The following is a 19,130-nucleotide window of genomic DNA, read 5'->3' as shown; positions in this document are numbered from 1 at the left end:
GAGGGCCCCGACCGGTCGCCATGACGACGGCAGCGTGCTCCGGCCGGCCGCCGTGACGACCGCAGCCGGCTTCGGCGGGCCGCTGTGACGACAGCAACCTGGCCTGCTCCGGCCGGCCGCTGGTCCCAGCGGAGGCTGCCCACCGGCTGGTCACCGGTCACGGCTCGGTCGATGACGCCGTACGCTGCAACGCATGCGTACGCCCCGCGCACCCGCTGGCCGGCTCACCGCGGTCCTGGCCACCCTTGCCCTCCTTCTCGGGGCCTGTGGCAGTGGACCCACGGCCCAGGTCTGGGCCGCGTCGGTCTGTGCCGCCCTCACCCCGTGGCGGGCCGAGATCAGCGACCTGACCAGCAGCACCCAGCAGCAGATGACCGCCAAGACCACACCCGCCCAGGCCAAGGAGAACCTGGTCCGGCTCCTGGGCGGAGCGGAGAAGGCCAGCGAGACGGCCCGTGAGAAGGTGGCCGCTGCCGGCGTACCCGACGTGGAGAAAGGCGACCTCGTCTCCCAGGGATTCCTCGCCTCGCTCACCGCCGTGCGGGACGCGTACGCCAAGGCCAAGAACTCGATCGAAGGGCTGAGCACCGGGCAGGCCGGGACGTTCTACGACGGGGTCAAGGCCGCGATCGACACCCTCAATCAGGAGTACGCGGCAAGCGCGCTGGACACCACCAATCTGGACTCGCCGGAACTGGAGGAGGCGTTCGACGAGGTCGCGGAGTGTCGCTGACTTCGTCCGAGGCAGGCTGGCAGCCCGAGGCGGGCCGGCCCGAGGCAGGCCAGCCTGACCGGCAGCTCTCACTCTTTGGGGTGGAGGCGATCCGGCCCACCCCTGCCGATGTTGCCGGCCTGCTCGCCGGTCCGGGGCAGCTGGTCCGAATGGGTGGTACGGCCCGGGTGCGTGTCGTGGTGGATGCCGCCTGGCGGGTGCACGTCCTCGTTGCCGAGCTGGCCCGGCGCGGGCTGACCGCGCACTGGGTGGCCGACGTACCGGACCGGCACACGGTCCGCACCTCGTACGCCAGTACGCTCGCACCGCTCGCGGCAGGGTGGCTACAGGGCACGGTGAAACGCCCGCCGACCGACTTCCACCTGGACGGTCCCCGGCTCCGGCTCTGGATCGCAGCCGCCGGCGACCGGGACGCGCTGGGTTACCTGCTCCGGCTCGGCCCGGACGACCAGGACTGCTGGGCACCGGTCGGGGCCGCCCTGGCCGCGATCGGGCTGGCGGCGGCACTGCTCGATGCTCGGGCCGGTGGCCCGGCGTACCGGATATCCGGCCGACGTCGGCTGGCCCGGCTGGCGGAGCTGGTGGGCGATCGGCCGCCGGCCGCGCCCGCCGCGCACTGGCCGCAGCCGCCGGCCTGATTTGCTGGCCCGAACCTGCTGGCGCCCCGACCCGCCCGGGCGGATCAGCGGCGTTCTGGCGGCCGATGGGCCACGTAGAGGCTGGCTGTGGGTGTACCGTGTCGCCGTCCGGGTCATTCTTCCGTGTGATTGTGGTACCCCGACATAACCGCTGCTCAAGGGGTCGGTTCGCCGCCCGCGCAACCCAGGAGGCGAAGAGCGCGTTACGTTGGACGTTCGGATTGCCGACGCGACGGCGCGGTTCGGCGGCGAGCGCGCGGCCACGACGGTCAGCCAGGCAACAATTGCCCGGTGTGATGTCCGGCCCGGGAAGAACACCATGAGTGAGGTCAGGGAGAGACGTGCCGAGTAACGCCAGGAGCACCCGTCTGGTCATCGTCGAGTCGCCGGCGAAGGCCAAGACGATCTCGGGCTATCTCGGCCCGGGGTACGTCGTCGAGGCCAGCTTCGGCCATGTGCGTGACCTGCCGCGCAACGCCGACGACGTGCCCGCCAAGTACAAGAAGGAGCCGTGGGCCCGCCTCGGTGTCGACGTCGACCACGGCTTTGCCGCGCTCTACGTCGTCTCATCCGACCGTAAGCAGCAGGTTGCCAAGCTGACGAAGCTGATCAAGGAGGTGGACGAGGTCTTCCTCGCCACCGACGAGGACCGTGAGGGCGAGGCGATCGCCTGGCACCTGGTCGAGACGCTGAAGCCCAAGGTCCCGATCAAGCGGATGGTCTTCCACGAGATCACCAAGTCGGCGATCCAGACGGCGGTGGCGAACCCCCGCGAAATCGACCGGGACCTGGTCGACGCGCAGGAGGCCCGACGCATCCTGGACCGGCTCTACGGCTACGAGGTTTCGCCGGTGCTGTGGAAGAAGGTGCGCAGCGGGCTGTCGGCGGGCCGGGTCCAGTCGGTGGCCACCCGGATCGTGGTCGAGCGGGAACGGCAGCGCATGGCGTTCCGTTCCGCCGAATACTGGGACATCCTGGCCACCCTGGCTGTCAAGGCAGCCGGCGACGGTCCGCGTACGTTCAACGCGACCCTGATCGGCCTGGACGGCGACCGGATCGCCACCGGCAAGGACTTCGAGCCGACCACCGGCCGGGTGAAGCCCGGGGCTGGGGTCCGGCACCTGGACGAGGCAGGTGCCCGAGGGCTGGCCGCCCGGCTCGACGGACGGCCGTTCACCGTCACCCGGGTCGAGGAGAAGCCCTACCGGCGTCGGCCCTACGCGCCGTTCATCACCTCCACGCTGCAGCAGGAGGCGGCCCGTAAGCTGCGGTTCTCCTCCCAGCAGACGATGCGCACCGCGCAGCGGCTGTACGAGAACGGCTACATCACCTATATGCGTACCGACTCGGTGAACCTGTCGGAGACCGCCATCGCCGCGGCCCGTCGGCAGATCGCCGAGCTGTACGGCGAGCGCAGCGTGCCGCCGGAGCCACGCCGGTACACCGGCAAGGTCAAGAACGCGCAGGAGGCGCACGAGGCGATCCGACCGGCAGGGGACAACTTCCGTACCCCGGGCGAGGTGGCCAACGAGCTCTCCGGCGAGGAGTTCAAGCTCTACGAGCTGATCTGGCGGCGGACCATCGCCTCGCAGATGACCGACGCGGTCGGCTCCAGCGTCTCGGTGCGGATTCGGGCGATCTCCACCAGCAGCGAGGAGGTCGACTTCGGGGCGACCGGCAAGACGATCACCGACCCGGGCTTCCTGCGGGCGTACGTCGAGTCTTCCGACGACGAGACCGCCGAGGCTGAGGACGCCGAGCGTCGCCTGCCGAACCTGACCAAGGACCAGCCGCTGACCGCCGACGAGTTGACCGCGCAGGGGCACCACACCCAGCCGCCGTCCCGGTACACCGAGGCGTCGCTGGTCAAGGCGATGGAAGAGCTGGGCATTGGGCGCCCCTCCACGTACGCCTCGATCATGCAGACCATCCAGGACCGGGGATACGTGGCCAAGCGCGGCCAGGCGTTGATCCCGTCGTTCCTGGCGTTCGCCGTGGTCGGGCTGCTGGAGCGGCACTATCCCCAGCTGATCAACTACAACTTCACCGCCACCATGGAGAACGAGCTGGACGAGATCGCCGACGGCGATCACGCCGCGGTGGACTTCCTCACCGCCTTCTACTTCGGCGGCGGCACGATGGACGGCGACGACTCGATCGCCCGGGCTGGCGGCCTGAAGAAACTGGTCACCGAGAACCTCAGCGAGATCGACGCGCGCAGCGTCAACTCGATTCCGCTGTTCCGCGACGACGAGGGGCGGGACGTGGTGGTCCGGGTCGGCCGCTATGGGCCGTACCTGGAGCGGCGGCTGCCCGGTGTCGAGCCGACGGCTGGGGCGACCGCGGAGGGTGAGGACGGCGGGGCCGGTGGCGACCGGGCCCCGATCCCGGAAGGGGTCGCGCCCGATGAGCTGACCCCGGAGAAGGTGCACGAACTGTTCCTCGGCGGCGGCGGCGAGCGCAAGCTCGGTGAGCACCCGGAGACCGGGGAGCCGATCGTGCTCAAGTCCGGCCGGTTCGGCCCGTACGTCGCCAGCGGCGACCGCAAGTCCTCGCTGCTGCGTTCCCAGACGCCGGATTCGCTCACCCTGGCTGACGCGCTCAAGTTGCTGACCCTGCCCCGGCTGGTGGGGATCGCGCCGGATGGAGCCGAGGTCCTGGCGGCACCCGGCCGCTACGGCCCGTACGTCAAGCGGGGTGACGAGTTCCGCTCCCTCGAATCCGAGGAGCAGCTTTTCACGATCACCCTGGACGAGGCGTTGGCGTTGCTGGCTGCCCCGAAGACCCGGCAGCGCCGGGCTGCGGCCCCGCCGTTGCGGGAGATGGGCCCGGACCCGATGACCGAGAAGCCACTGGTTATCAAGGACGGCCGATTCGGGCCGTACGTCACCGATGGCGAGACGAACGCTTCGCTGCGCCGGGGTCAGACGCCGGAGGCGTTGAGCCTGGAAGACGCGTCGGAGATGCTCGCGGAGAAGCGGGCCAAGGGGCCGGCCCCGAAGAAGAAGGCGGCCAAGAAGACCGCTGCCAAGAAGACGACGGCGAAGAAGGCCACCGCGAAGAAGACCGCCGAGGCCGATGGTGGCGCGCCGGTCAAGAAGGCCGCCGCCAAGAAGACGACGGCGAAGAAGGCTGCGCCGAGGAAGGCCACCGCCGCCAAGAAGGCGTCCGAGTAACAGATCTTGGTGGATTGTGGCCCACCCACGGGCCAGAATCCACCAAGAACTACCTAGGCGCCCAGCACCCGATCGGTGTACGCGTTGGCGAAGACCCGGTCCGGGTCGAGCCGGTCCCGTACCGCCAGGAAGTCGGCGAACCGGGGGTACGCGGGCGCGAGCGACGCCGCGTCGCGATAGTGCAGCTTGCCCCAGTGCGGCCGGCCGCCCAGCCCCTGGGCGATCTCCTCAAACGCCCGGAAGTACGGCTCGTACAGTGCCCCGACGTACTGGTGGATCGCGATGTACGCCGACTCGCGCCCGTAGCCGTGGGACAGCCAGATGTCGTCGGGGGCGGTGAACCGCACCTCCACCGGGAAGAGCACCTTGAACGGCAGCCCGTCGACGAGGCGGCGCAGCGCGGCCAGGGCCTCGGGCAGCGTCTCGCGGGGCAGGCCGTACTCCATCTCGGTGAACCGGACCCGGCGCGGGGTGCAGAACACCGTGTCGGAGCGGCCGGTGTAGATCCGTTCGGTGAGCGCGCGGGCGGAGATCGAGCTGATCGTCGGGGCCAGGGCGGGCACGCTGCGGCCGAGCCGGCAGACCCCGGCGAAGACGGTGTTGGAGAGGAACTCGTCGTCCAGCCAGCCCCGGAACCGGGGCAGCGGCTGGTCGTCGGCCGGCACCCGGTTGTTGGTCTTGACCTGCACTCGGTCCGTGTACGGGAACCAGTAGAACTCGAAGTGGTCGTTGTCGCTGATCAGGGTGGGCAGGTCGGCCAGCACCTCGGTCAGCGGGGCGGGCCGTTCGTGGGCCCGGAGGGTGAACGCGTCGTCGCAGCGCAGGGTCACCTCGACGATCACTCCGAGCGCGCCGAGCCCGACCCGGGCGGCGGCGAAGACGTCGGGGTTCTCGTCGGCGGAGCAGTGCAGCACCTCGCCCGTACCGGTGACCAGGGTGAGCCCGGCGACGAAGGTGGCGAGGCAACCATAACCGGCGCCGGTGCCGTGGGTGCCGGTGGAGATCGCGCCGGCGATGGTCTGTACGTCGATGTCGCCGAGGTTGGGCATGGCCAGCCCATAATCGGCGAGCAGCTTGTTGAGCGTCCGTAGTTGCGTGCCGGCCGGCACGGTGACCAGACGTTTTGCCTTGTCGACCCGGATCGGCCCGGCCAACTTGGTCAGCTCGATGCGCTGGTCGTCGGAGCAGGCGATGTCGGTGAAGGAGTGGCCGTTGCCGACGGGCTTGACCCGCCGCCCGGCGGCGCGGGCCGTTTCGATCGCAGTGACGGTCTCGGCCACGGTCACCGGGGCGAGTACCGTGCGGGCGGTGGCGTTCTGGTTACCGGCCCAGTTCGACCATGCCATGTCGACGGTGCCGGACGGTGGGGGTGTGGTACCGCGCATGCGGTCCTCCAGCTGCCATCCCGAAGCAGAAAATGAAATGTATTCATATCAGGAATCCTGGTGTGAGTAAATACCGCAAATCCCCCTGGATCGTTAATCCGGGTAGCGTTTCGATCCCGCGACGTTTAGATATGTTCATGGCTCGAAAGGGGAGTGGCGTCGAGTGTCCACATCAACCGCCACATCCGGTCCATTGCGCCGCGTTCCAGTGCAGGGCCGCAGCGTAGCCCGGGTCCAACGAATGCTTGACGTCTGTGCCGAGTTGGTCGACGAGGTGGGCTACGAAGGCCTCACCACGACGCTACTCGCGGAGCGGGCGGAGGTGGCAATCGGTTCGGTCTACCAGTTCTTTCCAGACAAACGGGCCATTGTGCAGGCGTTGACCCTGCGCAACATGGAGGCCTATCTGGAACGGCTCGGCGAACGGTTCTCCCGAGGCGACCTCGCTCACTGGTGGGACGGGGTGGACGCCAGCATCGACGAGTACATCGCGATGCACCGGCTGATGCCCGGTTTCCGTACCCTGCACTTCGGCGACGTCGTCGACGTGCACCTGCTCGATGAGAGTCAGGACAACAACGGGGTCATCGCCGAGCAGATCGCCCGGGTGCTGGTCGAGCAGTTCGGCATCACCGACGAGCCCAACCTGCGGTTCGCCCTGGAGATCGCGGTCGAGACCGCCGATGCGCTGATCAAGCTGGCGTTCCGTCGTGACCCCGACGGCGACGAGCGAGTGCTCGCCGAGGCCAAGGCGTTGATCCGGGAATATCTGCACCGGCACGTCGATGCCCGAGCCGAGCGGCGACGCCCGACGAAGAGCAGCGCAGGCGCGAAGAAGTGAGGCCGGCGCCGCCACCGTTCACCGGTTGGCGGTCCGCACTCACCGGTTGGCGGTCCGCACTCACAGGTAGGCGTGGCCCTCGCCTCGATAGGTGGGCACCGTCGCCACCACCTCTTCGCCGTCGACCAGGTGTAACTCGTTGACGTGCTCGCAGAGTTCGCCGGCCTTGGCGTGGCGGAACCACACCCGATCCCCGACGTGCAGCTCGTCGGCGACCGGCCCGATCAGCGGGGTCTGCACCTCGCCAGCACCCTCGGTGCCGGTCAGGTGTAGTCCATCCGGCAGCCACGGCATGGGCAGTCGGCTCGCCTGGGCCGGTCCGGACGCGATCCAGCCACCGCCGAGCACGGTTGCCACGCGGGGGGCGGGACGGCGTACGACGGGCAGGGCGAAGAGGGCGGACGGTGTCGGCCGCCAGGCCCGATAGCCGTCGAACAGGGACGGCCCGTACAGCCCGGATCCGGCGGTGACCTCGGTCACCGCCGGATCGGCGCTGGTCAGTGCGAGGCTGCCGGTACCGCCACCGTTGACGTACGCGAGGTCGGCGTGTTCCCGTACGGCGGCCACCGCCGCACCGCGACGGCGAAGCAACTCCCGGTACGACCGGCGGTGCACGGTACGGATGGCCAGTCCGCGCAGTGCCTGCCGGGGCGGGGCGTCCCCGAGCCCGGCGATCTGTGCCTCGTACGCCATCACGCCCACCAGCCGGAACCCGTGCCGGCCGGCGATCTGCGCGGCCAGCGTGCCAGCGTCGTCGGCCGAGTGCACCGGTGAGCGGCGTACCCCGACGTGCAGTCGGCCGCGGAACGGTCGCCAGGACGCGTCGAGTTCGAGACATACCCGGATCTCGGCGCGACGCTGCGGGGCGACCACCGAGTCGATCAGGTCCAGTTGGGCCGGGCTGTCCACCATGACGGAGATGGCCGTGGCCAACTCGTCGTCGCCGGCCAGGGTGGCCAACGCGCCCCGGTCAACGGTCGGGTACGCCACCAGCACGTCCTGGCTGACCCCGGTCCGGACCAGCCAGATCGCCTCGGCCAGCGTGTACGCCATCACGCCGTGCCAGCCCGACTTGGCCAGTGCCCGGCCCAGCAGGTCCCGACAGCGTACGGACTTGCTCGCCACCCGTACCGGCTTGCCGGTAGCCCGGTGGACCAGGGTGGCGGCGTTGGTGTCGAAGGCGGCGAGGTCGACGACCGCGAAGGGCGGGTCGAGGTGCGCGGTGGCCCGGTCCAGGCGTGCGCGCAGACTCTCGCGTCCGGCATCCGCAGTGTCGGGTTCGGCGTGCGGGGCGTTGCGTTCGGTAGGCACCTGAGCACGCTAACTGGCGATCGGTAAATACGAAATACCTTCGTGTCTTGCTCGGGGTGGTGCGGAACCCAGACGGATCGTCCGAGTGACCCAGCTGGGTGGCAAAGCCCCTTGCTCGTCCGCCGACGAATGTCGTCAGTCCCGCCTACCCCCGCCGCGACTAGAGTGTGGGGTCGGGGAAGCCCAGCGTTGGGCAGCATCTGGAGGTAGCGGCCATCGACACGAATCAGGACGGCGCGGCCGGTGGCAAGACACCGGGCGCTGCGTCGTCGACGCCGCCCGCCGCCCAGGTCGACCTGACCGGCTACCAGGCCCTGCGATCCGTCCTGCGGATCCGCCCGTTCCGCCGGCTCTGGCTGGTGCTCGGCGCGGCCTCGTTCGGTGACTGGTTCGGCCTGCTGGCCACCTCGATCTTCGCCGCCGCCCAGGTCAGCGGGGACACAGCCAAGGGTGCCGCGTTCGGTGGTGTGATCGCGGTCCGGTTGCTGCCGGCATTGATCCTCGGTCCGGTCGCCGGGGTGTTTGCCGACCGGTTCGACCGGCGACTGACCATGGTCATCTGCGACATTTTGCGCTTCGTCCTCTTCGCCTCCATCCCGATGGTGGCGTTGCTCGGTGCCAAGGGCGGGGTCGTGGTCGGCTGGGCGGCGATCGCCACCTTCCTGATCGAGACGATCACGCTGATCTGGATCCCGGCCAAGGAAGCGGCGGTTCCCAACCTGATCCCGCGTACCCGGCTGGAGATGGCCAACCAGCTCACGCTGATCACCACGTACGGCATCACCCCCATCCTGGCCGCGCTCAGCGCGGCGGCACTGGAGGCGCTGGTCCGGGGGATCTCCGGCAACGAGTCGCTGGGCTGGGCCGAGCCGGCCCAGATCGCACTCTGGATCAACGCGTTCTCCCGGCTGGCCACCGCCCTGGTGGTGTTCTTCGGCATCAAGGAGATCAGCGGCCGGGACGGCCCACATGATCGGCCCGAGCAGGGCATGCTGCGCCAGTTCGTCGATGGCTGGAAGTTCATCGGCAAGACGCCGCTGGTCCGGGGACTGGTCCTCGGCATCCTCGGTGCGTTCGCCGGTGGCGGCATCGTCATCGGCACGGCCCGCTTCTTCGCCTCCTCGCTCGGTGCCGGCGACGCCGCCTTCTACCTGCTCTTCGGTGCCATCTTCGTCGGGTTGTCGCTCGGTATCGGGCTCGGTCCGATGATCGTCCGGGAGATGTCCCGTCGACGCTGGTTCGGGATGAGCATCGTCCTGGCCAGCGCCTCGGTGCTGGTCCTGGCCGTCGCACTGCACCTGTCGATGGCGATGCTCGGCGCGATCCTGGTGGGTGCCGGGGCGGGAATGGCCTTCCTCGCCGGCACCACCCTGCTCGGCGGGGAGATCGCCGACGACGTACGCGGCCGGGTCTTCGCCGTGGTGCAGACCGGCACCCGGCTGGTGCTGATGCTGGCCATCTCGGTCAGCAGCGTGCTGGTCGGCGTTGCCGGCTCCCGGGAACTGAACATCGCCAACCTGGGTATCTCGGTCTCCTCCACCCGCCTGCTGCTGCTGGCCGCCGGCATCGCCGGGATCTTCGCCGGCATCAGCGCGTTCCGCCAGATGGACGACAAACCGGGCGTGCCGGTGTTGCTCGACCTCTGGGGATCGATCCGGGGCCGTCCGCTCTCGCCAGCCGAACCGTTCACCTCCACCGGACTCTTCGTCGTCTTCGAGGGTGGCGAGGGGGCTGGCAAGTCGACCCAGGTCACCCGACTCGCCGAGGCGCTGCGCGCCCAGGGCCGAGAGGTGGTGGTGACCCGGGAGCCGGGAGCTACCGGCGTGGGAAAGCGCATCCGGGGACTGGTGCTGCACGGTACGGAAGGTCCGGAAACCCTCTCCCCCCGGGCCGAGGCGCTGCTCTACGCCGCCGACCGGGCCCAACACGTCGCCACCGTGGTCCGCCCGGCACTGGCCCGAGGCGCGGTGGTGATCAGCGACCGGTACGTCGACTCGTCCCTGGCCTATCAGGGGGCCGGTCGTACGCTTCCGGTCGACGAGGTTTCCTGGCTCTCCTCCTGGGCCACCGGCGGACTCAAGCCGGACCTGGTCGTGCTCCTCGACATCGACCCGGTCATTGGCCTGGCCCGGGTGACCGAGCGCGGAGCCGGCATCGACCGGTTGGAGAACGAGGCGGTCGAGTTCCACGAGCGGGTCCGCTACGCGTTCCTCGACCTGGCTGCCGCCGACCCCAAGCGTTACCTGGTGCTCGACGCGTCCCAGTCAGCGGTGGAGATCGCTCCCATAGTGCTGGCCCGGGTCGACGGGCTACGTGTCGATCCGACCGACAACGGTGGAGCCGAACTGGGAAAAGTTCCTGACCCGCCGGGTCAACCGAGGTTGTCCGAGGACGAGCTGGTGTCTGTCGCGGACAGCGAGTGGGAACGGCGGCCCTGATGCCCGACGTCTTTACCGAGCTGGTAGGCCAGGTCGAGGCGGTGCAGACCCTACGGCGGGCGGCGGAAGCAGCCAACGAGGTGATCCGCGCGGCCGAGGCACCCGGCACAGCTGGTCCGGGCGGAGTCGAGGCAGCCGCGGGGCTCTCCGCCGGTAGCGCGATGACCCACGCCTGGATCTTCACCGGGCCGCCCGGCTCCGGTCGGTCGGTCGCCGCCCGCGCCTTCGCGGCCGCGTTGCAGTGCGTGTACGGCACCGGCTGTGGGGACTGCCCCGGATGTCGTACCACCGTGGGCGGCACCCACGCCGACGTGCGGTTCGTGGCCCCCGACGGGCTCTCCATCAGCGTCAGTGAAATGCGTGCCCTGGTGCTGCGGGCGGCCAGCACCCCGGCCGGCGGGCGCTGGCAGGTGGTGGTCATCGCCGACGCCGACCGGCTCACCGAGGCCGCCGGCAACGCACTGCTCAAGGCGATCGAGGAACCCCCACCGCGTACGGTCTTTCTGCTCTGTGCCCCGTCGACCCACCCGGACGACATCTCGGTGACCATTCGGTCCCGGTGCCGGTTGGTGCCGTTGGGTCAGCCGTCCGCCGACGCGGTGGCGACCGTGCTGCGCGACCGGGACGGGATCGCCCCAGAGTTGGCCGGCTGGGCGGCTGCCGCCGCGCAGGGGCACGTCGGCCGGGCCCGCCGGTTGGCCAACGACGCGGAGGCGCGGCAGCGGCGGGAAGCCGTACTGGCCGTGCCCCGGCGACTGACCGGGGTCGGGGCCTGCTTCGACGCCGCCTCCGCGCTGATCGAGGCGGCCGAGGCCGAGGCAGCCGCCTCGGTGGCCGAGACCGACGCCGCCGAGAAGGCTGCCCTGCAAACGGCGTTGGGGGCGGGCGGCACCGGCAAGGGGGCGGCCGGCGCGAGCCGGGGATCCGCCGGCCAGATCAAGGAACTCGAACGGCGGCAGAAGTCCCGGGCCACCCGCGCCCAGCGGGACGCACTGGACCGCGCCCTGGTCGACCTGGCCGGCTTCTACCGGGACGTCCTGACCATGACGTTGCGGGCGCCGGTCGCGCCGGTGCACACCGACACCGTGCAGTTGGCCAGTGCGGCAGCCGAGAAGTGGGCGCCGGAGGCGACCCTGCGCCGGTTGGAGGCGGTGCTCGCCTGCCGCTCGGCGATCGAGGCAAACGTCAAGCCGCGGATCGCGGTGGAGGCGATGATGCTCAACCTCTGGCGGGGCTGACTCAGCAGGGCTGATCCGATCCCGATTCCAGTGTCGTGGATCGATCTCAAGGGTTCCCTAACCGATTGTCGGCCGGTACGGTTCGGTGCCGTATCGCGATGGTCGGGGCACGCTCAGTGAATGGGCCTGCCGAGAGGAGCCTGCCGATGGGGGCGCGCGAGATCGACGAGGCCTGGATCGAGGAAGCGATCGAGCGCTACCGGCGTATCGAGTCGCAACAGGCCGAGTTCGACAAGGCGGTGCACGGGGTCGAGGCAACCGTCCGCTCCCCGGACGGGCTGGTCGAGGTGGCGGTCACCGCCGCCGGCACCATCACCGACGTACGGTTCCTCGGGCCCCTGCACACCCGTACCCCGGGTGAGGTCGCCCGCTCGGTGCGGGCCGCAGTCACCGCGGCGGCCGATGCCGCCCGCTGGGCCCGGGAAAAACTGCATGCTGAGACGTTCAGTGACTACCGGCCGCTGACGGAGGCCTGAATGGACAGCCTGCGTGACCTGGCTGATCGGCTGGACGCGGCCGCCACCGCATTGGACGTTGCCGCCCGCACTCTGGCGACGGTCGCCCCGGCCCCGATCGAGTTGGGTGCGGACACGCCGGGCCGGCCGGGGGAACTCGGTCGCGCCCTGCACCAGCAGTGGCTGACCGCTGCCACGGCCCGGTCCAGTGAGGCCGCCCGGGCAGCCGGCCACTTGGCCGACGTCGCCGCCTCGGTACGTGTCGCGGCGGCCGGTTACGCCGACGTCGACGAGGCCGCCCGCCGCCGGCAACCCGGGGAGGCGTGACCCGTGGATCTTCTCGACCAGTTGGCCGAACCTGCTGCCGATCTGCTCGCCCGGGTGGACCGGACCCTCACCCTCGGCGGGGTGCCGGCCGGACATTCGATCGAACCGCTGCTGCGTCGACTGCGGGCCCTGCCCGGAGCGGCAGCCGGCGCGATCATCGCGCTCCAGCCGGCATCGTTGGCCGCCGCCGGCCAGACGCTCCGGGAGCTGACCAGGGCGTACGACGGCACGCGTGCCGGGCTCGACGCCATCGACGCCTGGCAGGGCAGTGCGGCGGACACCTTCGACATCCAGCGGGCCGCGCTCGCGGACCACCTCGCCGGCGGAGCGGAGAGCCTGCTGGGCCGGCTGACCGCCACCGCCGACCATGCCGATGCGGTCGTCGAATGGGCGACCCGGAGCCGGATCGAGTTGGCCGGCACGCTCGTGGCGGCGTTGGGGTCGGCGGAGGCGGTGACCCTGGTGACCGGTACGGGCCGGGCTAGCCCTGGTGTCGGCGATCCGAGCGGGGTACGGGCCGCCGCCGCAGTCGGGTCCCGGGTGCTGTCCACCGTGGCCGACGCGTACGACCAGGCGGAGATGCTGCTGCACCGCTGGCCGCCGCGATTGTCCGAGGTGACCTATCGACCTCCGCTGGACGGGGTCGGCGGCTTCGACCAGACCATCCGGATCAGGCATTGATCAATCGACCGGGCCGGCGTCGGTCCGTCGTAGAGTGATGTTCATGGGTATGCTCTGCGCGGTCAGTTTCAACCGGTACGGGCGGCTCTACTACCTTGATCCGGGCGAGCTGCGGCCGGCAGTCGGCGATCGGGTGCTGGTGCCCACCGACGGCGGTAACGAGGTGGCCGAATGCGTCTGGGCCGCTCAGTGGGTTGGTGAGGACACCAGCGGGTTTCCGCAGTTGGCGGGCATAGCCACCGACGAGGATCTACGCCGCGACGAGCTGCAACGCAAGCGCAAGGCCGAGGCGAAGGTGGCCGCGAAGCGGCTGATCCGCGAGCACGACCTGCCGATGAAGGTGATCACCGTCGACCATGTGCTGGAGCCCTCCAGCGGTGGGCGGACCACCGTCTACTTCACCGCGCCGCATCGGGTCGACTTCCGGTCGCTGGTCCGTGACCTCGGGGCCACCCTGCACTGCCGAGTGGAACTGCGTCAGCTCTCCGCCCGCGACTCGGCCCGGGTGCAGGGCGGGATCGGCTCGTGCGGACGGGATCTGTGCTGCGCCACCTTCCTCACCGACTTCGAGCCGGTGACCATCCGGATGGCCAAGGACCAGGACCTGCCGCTGAATCCGTTACGGATTTCCGGGGCGTGCGGGCGGCTGATGTGCTGCCTCAAGTACGAGCATCCTTTGTACGCCGAAAGTAGCAATTATCCGGCCGGTGGCCAGTTGGTCAGCACGCCGGAGGGCGAGGGGCGGATCGTGTCCCGACACCCGCCCAGCGAGACGGTCACCGTCCGACGCCACTCGGACGGGGCGGTCAGCCGCTGTGCCCTCTCCGAGGTCTGTGGCTCGCGACAGGCCCACGAGCAGCGCTACTCGCGTTGACCGCCGACCGCCGCTGACCACTGACCGGGGGTGGTCAGCGGCGGTCAGCGGTTGACGGTCAGCTTGGCTCAGCAGGTGGTCGGCTGGGTTCAGCGGATGGTCAGCGGATGGTCAGCGGCGGTTCGGCGAACCGCGCCGGCAGCGGCTCCGTCGGCGATACCCACGAGGTGTCCGGTGCGCCGTCGGGATCGGCCCGCCAGGAGTGGGAGATCCGGTCGATCGCGATCGGATAGATCGTGAGTTCCCCGGTCGGGCTGAAGTGCAGCCGGAGGAAGGACTTCGCGTCCTCGATGCCCTGGCCGGCGAAGAGCTCGTTGAGGTTGACCCCGAACGAGCCGGCGACCAGGAGATAGGCGGCGGTCAGCTGGCCGGCGACCAGTCCGGCGACCGGTCCGTAGAGGACACCTGCGGTGATCACCGGGAACGCACCCGACCAGTCGTGGAACGGCAACATGAGCCAGAGCCAGGTGCCGAGCGCGGCCAACATGATTTGCGCGATTCCGTGGCTGAGCCCGAGGATCCAGTGCCGGACGTGTCGTTTCCCGCCGGCACTCGGTGGTTTGGCGAACAGGCCCGCGCCCAACAGGAAGATCGCCAGCATGCCGACCATCGGCACACTGAACAGCCCCCGGTCGCTGGTGCCGGTGTGCTGTACGGCAACCCCGGCCATCGCCAGCATCAGCAGGGTGTGCAGCAGCCCGAGCAACGTCAGGAAACCCGGATTGCGTAGCGGTAGCCGACCGAAGACACCCCAGCCGTAGCGGCGGGACCGGGCCGCGTCCGGGTAACGGGCGGCAAGCCGGTACGGCTCGGTACGGCTCGGTCGCCGGGTCAAACTGTCCCGGGGCGGCACCTCGATCCGCTCCGGCAGCTTGTGCGTGGGATAGAGATAGGCCCCGCCGCCACCGCAGGTGATCAGTTCCCGGTCCGGTCCGGTGTATCGCGCATAGTGGTGCAGGTCGCCGGAGAGAAGCAGTCGGACCTGCGCCCCGGTGGGACCGATGATCTTCCGTACGAAGTAGTCGACCGCGTCGTACGCCCCGGGGTTGTCGACGGCCTTGACCCATGACGGTGCCGGCACCACCAGGATCACCCGTGACTCGGGGCCGAGCGCGGTGGCGGCCTGCTCGAAGTAGCGCAATTGCGGATCATCCAGGTACGCCCCAGACTGCTCGTCCAGGCCGAACAGCCACCAGTTGGCCGGTAGCTCGATGCTGAAGTAGGACCGGTGCTGCGGGGTGCACCAGCCACCGAGGTCGTTGTCCCGGGACCGGGCGAAGAGCCGCAGGAAGGCGGTCAGCCCGTCGTACCAGTCGTGGTTGCCGGGTACCGCGTAGAGGTTCGGCGACTGCTCGCCGGGACCCACCTGGGGCAGCGCCGCCTGGTAGGGCCCCTTGCAACGGTCCTCGTACGCCTGGCCGCTGGCGGTCGGATAGACCTGGTCGCCGCCCATCACCAGTACGTCACCTCGGGGCAGCCGCTGCCCCTCGACCTCGATCTCTCGCTGGGCAAGCAGGTAGGCCACCGAGTAGGTGGCGTCGAACCCGTCACCCAGGTCGGCCACGTAGTCCAGCCACAGCCCGTCCGCATCGCCCGGCTCCCGGTGGCCGTCACTGGGCAGCGAGTTCTGCAACTCCCGCTTGTCCAGGTACGCCCCGAAGAGCAGAGCAAGTAGGGCGCGCAGTCCAGTGCTGATCAGCAGCAGGGGAGCCAGCCACGGTACCGGTGCCTGGGGGGCGAAGCCGAGTTCCTGCGGGTCGCAGCTGCGGGGGCGGGCGGGGGCGATGTCGACCGGGGGTGCCGGCGGTGCCTGATCGTCGGTCACGGCTTGGCAGCCTAGTCCGGAAACCTGTCCGTACGCTGTCCGGTGTCAGCCTTTCTGGGCGAAATTCCGACGCAAACGATGTCGTACTGTGATTAACCCGTGTCGCCACGTGACTGTTTTTACCGGGTTGGGCGGCGGTCGAGGCGGAGCCGGCAAACCCGTGGCGCGGGGCGTTGGTTGGTGTCGTACACTTGTCCCTCGTTGCCGCCTTAGCTCAGTCGGCTAGAGCGACGCACTCGTAATGCGTAGGTCGACGGTTCGATTCCGTCAGGCGGCTCGGAACGAAAAGCGCCAGGTCAGGTGTTCTGACCTGGCGCTTTTGCTTGTTCTTGCCGGCGGGTGACGCTTGGGAAGATCCTTCGCATGCCTCCCTCAGTTGCAAGATCAGTGGCAGTGGCGAGTGCAAGGTCAGTGGCAGTGGCGAGGGTTCCAAACCTGTGTCGCGTTACCTCAGCCGTCGATCATGGTTGCGGTTGAGGCGAGGTTGCAGTTGCCCGCCACGATGATCGGGTGGCTGTACAGGAACGCTCGTCGGCGTGGGTGACCCTTGGCTGTGTGTTACTGGTTGTGGCCGGAGGTGCGCTTCTCTGGCTGCCGTTTCATACCCAGTCCGCGCTCGACGACTGGGAGGTCGAGCTGCGCGCGACTGGCGTCCCGACGCGAGCGGTTGTCCAGAACCGGGTGACAGAGTCGGGAGGTAACCGGTCGAGCAGTTCGACCACCATGTATTTCCGGTACGAGTCGGCCGGGCGGACGTATACGCAGGAGGTTGCCTGCTTTGAGGAGTGCCGACTGATCGGCGATGAGGTGCAGATCTGGGTGAATCCTGCCGACCCGAGCGACTTCGTCACAGACTTCGATCAGCTCAGCGGACACCGGGGCCGGGTGCAGGGGGTGCTGGGAGTGGCCGGATTCATGATCCTGGTCGCGGGGGTCCCCCTGTTGCTGTCCCGTATCCCGTTCCAAGGCTGGTCTGCCCGTCGGTCGACCCAGCGCCGCCCTGCCGCCCGGGCCCTTGTTCCTGCTGGCCACAGGTTTACCAGCCGTTCCAAGCACAAGCGGAGCGGGCGACGCTGACGATCCGGCCGCCCGCTTCACGTACGGGTCAGCTCAGGCGCACTTGCCGGCCAACCACGTCTTGTAGTCCTTGGTCCAACTGGTGGCGATCCGCTTCGGCCCCTGGTTCAGGGTGCTCTGCCACTTGGTGTAGTTGCCAGAGGCGGCCGGCGGCGGCTCTTCCCAACCGACCGAGTCGACCCAGGTCGGCCGGTTGGTCAGGGTGGCCCCCAAGCCCGCCGCCGTGATCCGGCTTTCGAGTTCGGGCTTCAGCGCGGTGTCGTGCGTGTAGATCATGATTTCCTGTCCCGCGATCCGTTCCTTGATCGGGTCGATCACCTCCTTCCATGCCGCCGCCTTGATGGTCGAGTCGGCGTTCAGCAACGACTGCTTGGCTTCCCCTTTGACCTCCACCAGGGCGATCATCTGGCGGGCCCGAGCGGCGTCCAGCCACTCCCGGAAGGTGTAGACCGTCTCGCCGGTGTAGGGGCCTCGACTGATCGTTCGACCCTTGAGCATGTCGCTGCCGGTGGCCCACCAGAGTTCGGTGATGGCCTTCCGGGTGCCGGTCAGCCCGTTGGTGGTGGTGTTGTGCCACATCACCGCCTTGGTGCCGTTCTTGGTGAGCTGAAGATCCGCTTCGACTCCGCTGGCTCCCCAGCTCTTCTGGGCGGTGAGGCCGCGTGGATGGTTGGGCTGCCGTACCTGGTCGCGGTCCCAGGGGTTGGCCTGGGTCGGGTAGCCGCCGTGGCCGAAGATCTGCGGGCAGGCGGGCAACGCGGCAGCTGGGGTGGCGGGCGTGACGACCGTGAGGAGGCCGGCGGTCAGGGCGCCCACGATGGCGAATACGCGAGACTTCTTGATGTTCACGGTGATCAAAATATCGACAGATGCGGGTAGGTCAAGTCGGTGCGGGTCGCCCGGTGAGGGCCAGATAGAGCTGGGCGCAGGCAGCCGGTTCCGAGTCGAGCACCGCGCGTACCTCGTCGGTGCCGCGCTCGTGGGACCCGATCTCCCACCGCTGTCCACCGTCCGGCCCGCCCGTACCCGGCCGGAGGAACCAGAAGTCGGCCGAGACCGGTACGGGTTCGTGCACGCCGGTCAGCCGGAACGCGTCCGGTGACACGCCGGCCGCCAGCAGGGCGTCGCATAGCTCGTACCGGTCCACTAGCGCAGGTTATCCGCCCAGCTCCTACGGCATGGCTGCCCAGCTCGCGCGGCGTGGATGACAGTCACGCGGCATGGTGCCCAGCTCACGCGGCGTGGATTACGGCCTTTTCCGTCACCGGGTCGTCCCCCGAGCTGGGGGCCTCCTCCACCAGGTAGCCGTTGGTTAGCAGCCAGGTGACGTTGAGTGCTGCGCCCGCCTCGGGTAGGTACTTCTGCTCCAGTTTGAACTGGATGCCGAAGCCCGGTTGGGCGAACCAGGGGGCGATCGGTCCGGCGTCCACGGTGAACGGCTTGACCACGCAGTAGACGTGGTAGTTGGCAAGTGGGGCCTGGTTCGGGGTGTTCAGCGACTGTGGGGGCAGGGCGCGTCGGGCGTACGGAGTGCCGGCAGGCGCGAGGAAGCTGCCGCCAGGGAAGCCGAACCGGTCGATGCGGCGGCCGGGTTGCAACTCGAAGGCGAACTTGATTGGCCGCCCGTCGGGCAGGAGTACGAAGCCGAGTGCCGGTGGGTAGACCCAGCCGTCCTTCGCGGCGTTGCCGTACTGCTCCAGGAAGGTTGCCCGGTCCAGGGCGCCGAACCGTCGGTAGTTGCGGAGCAGGTCGCTGACCGGGGCGGTGGCCGGAAGGTCGGCGGGGCCGAAGATCGCCCGATCCCCGTGGTACCGCCCGGTGGGAGTGGCCGGTGCGGGCGTACCGGGCTGGCAGCCGCTCACCCCGCCGCCGCCACCGCCCCATTCGGCCCGACCACCGCGCTCGTCCTGGTCGTGTACCAGGGACGGGCGGTCTGACGCGGGGACGGCCGCCGGGTGCGGGAGTACGAGGGCAGCACCGGCCAGTACGGCGAGAAAGGCGCGTCTGTACCTCATCAGGAACCTCCGAAAACCAGACCGATGGCGACCAATCTTCGGGGTGTTCTGCGAATTTAGCACTAAATTGCCCTTTAGTAAGGGAAGAGAGATGTGTCCGTTTTAGCGCTGGTGTT

17 protein-coding genes and 1 tRNA gene are annotated in these 19,130 nt (G+C 69.3%); 12 read left to right on the top strand and 6 right to left on the bottom strand.

The genetic code is table 11. The features are described from left to right. The first annotated feature begins 193 nt into the window (after window positions 1-193). From ACWDV4_RS07530 to topA, 3 genes are all read left to right on the top strand, one after another. A complete protein-coding gene (locus ACWDV4_RS07530; RefSeq protein WP_449975645.1) occupies window positions 194-733 on the top strand; it encodes a hypothetical protein in 540 nt (179 codons plus the stop codon). Next, window positions 730-1,371, top strand: a complete 642-nt coding sequence (locus tag ACWDV4_RS07525) for a hypothetical protein (RefSeq protein WP_449975910.1) — start codon at window positions 730-732, stop codon at window positions 1,369-1,371. The genes ACWDV4_RS07530 and ACWDV4_RS07525 overlap by 4 nt, the downstream gene beginning before the upstream one ends. A gap of 341 nt (window positions 1,372-1,712) precedes the next feature. Further along, entirely contained in the window at window positions 1,713-4,547 is a 2,835-nt protein-coding gene (gene topA, locus ACWDV4_RS07520) for a type I DNA topoisomerase (RefSeq protein WP_449975643.1), read from the top strand. A 53-nt stretch (window positions 4,548-4,600) separates the two neighbouring features. Here topA and ACWDV4_RS07515 read toward each other — a convergent pair whose 3' ends face one another. Further along, entirely contained in the window at window positions 4,601-5,932 is a 1,332-nt protein-coding gene (locus tag ACWDV4_RS07515; protein WP_449975642.1) for a D-arabinono-1,4-lactone oxidase, read from the bottom strand. Window positions 5,933-6,095: 163 nt separating this feature from the next. Between ACWDV4_RS07515 and ACWDV4_RS07510 the strand changes: the two genes are divergently transcribed. Then, window positions 6,096-6,773 (top strand): TetR/AcrR family transcriptional regulator, encoded by a 678-nt coding sequence (locus ACWDV4_RS07510; protein WP_449975640.1) that lies wholly within the window; start codon window positions 6,096-6,098, stop codon window positions 6,771-6,773. A gap of 60 nt (window positions 6,774-6,833) precedes the next feature. Here the strand turns inward: ACWDV4_RS07510 and ACWDV4_RS07505 are convergent, their stop codons facing one another. After that, window positions 6,834-8,021 carry an amino acid deaminase/aldolase gene (locus ACWDV4_RS07505; protein ID WP_449975908.1) on the bottom strand — a complete coding sequence of 396 codons (1,188 nt, stop codon included), beginning with the start codon at window positions 8,019-8,021 and terminating at the stop codon, window positions 6,834-6,836. 422 nt (window positions 8,022-8,443) lie between these two features. On the opposite strand from ACWDV4_RS07505, the gene tmk reads away from it, so the two are divergent. From tmk to ACWDV4_RS07475, 6 genes are all read left to right on the top strand, one after another. Beyond that, window positions 8,444-10,522 (top strand): dTMP kinase, encoded by a 2,079-nt coding sequence (gene tmk / locus ACWDV4_RS07500; RefSeq protein WP_449975906.1) that lies wholly within the window; start codon window positions 8,444-8,446, stop codon window positions 10,520-10,522. Next, a complete protein-coding gene (locus ACWDV4_RS07495) occupies window positions 10,522-11,760 on the top strand; it encodes a DNA polymerase III subunit delta' (RefSeq protein ID WP_449975639.1) in 1,239 nt (412 codons plus the stop codon). Before tmk ends, ACWDV4_RS07495 begins: the two co-directional genes overlap by 1 nt. 146 nt (window positions 11,761-11,906) lie before the next feature. Next, complete coding sequence (locus tag ACWDV4_RS07490) at window positions 11,907-12,236, top strand: YbaB/EbfC family nucleoid-associated protein (RefSeq protein WP_449975638.1); 330 nt, start codon at window positions 11,907-11,909, stop codon at window positions 12,234-12,236. Next, window positions 12,237-12,542: a type VII secretion target gene (locus ACWDV4_RS07485; protein ID WP_449975636.1), complete on the top strand. Its 306-nt coding sequence runs from the start codon at window positions 12,237-12,239 to the stop codon at window positions 12,540-12,542. Between the two features lie 3 nt (window positions 12,543-12,545). Beyond that, complete coding sequence (locus ACWDV4_RS07480) at window positions 12,546-13,223, top strand: hypothetical protein (RefSeq protein ID WP_449975635.1); 678 nt, start codon at window positions 12,546-12,548, stop codon at window positions 13,221-13,223. 43 nt (window positions 13,224-13,266) lie between these two features. Then, window positions 13,267-14,097 (top strand): PSP1 domain-containing protein, encoded by an 831-nt coding sequence (locus ACWDV4_RS07475; protein ID WP_449975634.1) that lies wholly within the window; start codon window positions 13,267-13,269, stop codon window positions 14,095-14,097. A gap of 100 nt (window positions 14,098-14,197) precedes the next feature. On the opposite strand, the gene ACWDV4_RS07470 is transcribed toward ACWDV4_RS07475, so the two are convergent. Next, a complete protein-coding gene (locus ACWDV4_RS07470; protein WP_449975633.1) occupies window positions 14,198-15,922 on the bottom strand; it encodes a metallophosphoesterase family protein in 1,725 nt (574 codons plus the stop codon). Between the two features lie 203 nt (window positions 15,923-16,125). Between ACWDV4_RS07470 and ACWDV4_RS07465 the strand changes: the two genes are divergently transcribed. Both ACWDV4_RS07465 and ACWDV4_RS07460 read left to right on the top strand, forming a co-directional pair. Beyond that, window positions 16,126-16,199 (top strand) — tRNA-Thr (locus ACWDV4_RS07465). Between the two features lie 233 nt (window positions 16,200-16,432). Continuing rightward, window positions 16,433-16,999 carry a DUF3592 domain-containing protein gene (locus ACWDV4_RS07460; RefSeq protein WP_449975631.1) on the top strand — a complete coding sequence of 189 codons (567 nt, stop codon included), beginning with the start codon at window positions 16,433-16,435 and terminating at the stop codon, window positions 16,997-16,999. A 33-nt stretch (window positions 17,000-17,032) separates the two neighbouring features. Here the strand turns inward: ACWDV4_RS07460 and ACWDV4_RS07455 are convergent, their stop codons facing one another. From ACWDV4_RS07455 to ACWDV4_RS07445, 3 genes are all read right to left on the bottom strand, one after another. Beyond that, window positions 17,033-17,848 carry a glycerophosphodiester phosphodiesterase family protein gene (locus ACWDV4_RS07455; RefSeq protein WP_449975630.1) on the bottom strand — a complete coding sequence of 272 codons (816 nt, stop codon included), beginning with the start codon at window positions 17,846-17,848 and terminating at the stop codon, window positions 17,033-17,035. Between the two features lie 31 nt (window positions 17,849-17,879). Continuing rightward, window positions 17,880-18,146, bottom strand: coding sequence for a hypothetical protein (locus tag ACWDV4_RS07450; RefSeq protein ID WP_449975629.1), 267 nt, complete (start codon window positions 18,144-18,146; stop codon window positions 17,880-17,882). An 85-nt stretch (window positions 18,147-18,231) separates the two neighbouring features. Further along, window positions 18,232-19,014, bottom strand: a complete 783-nt coding sequence (locus ACWDV4_RS07445; protein ID WP_449975627.1) for a TNT domain-containing protein — start codon at window positions 19,012-19,014, stop codon at window positions 18,232-18,234. Window positions 19,015-19,130: the final 116 nt, after the last annotated feature.

This window comes from Micromonospora sp. NPDC003197 (assembly GCF_053590565.1).
The sequence above is the reverse complement of the archived record's forward strand: the minus strand, read 5'-3'. Positions and strand labels throughout refer to the sequence as shown.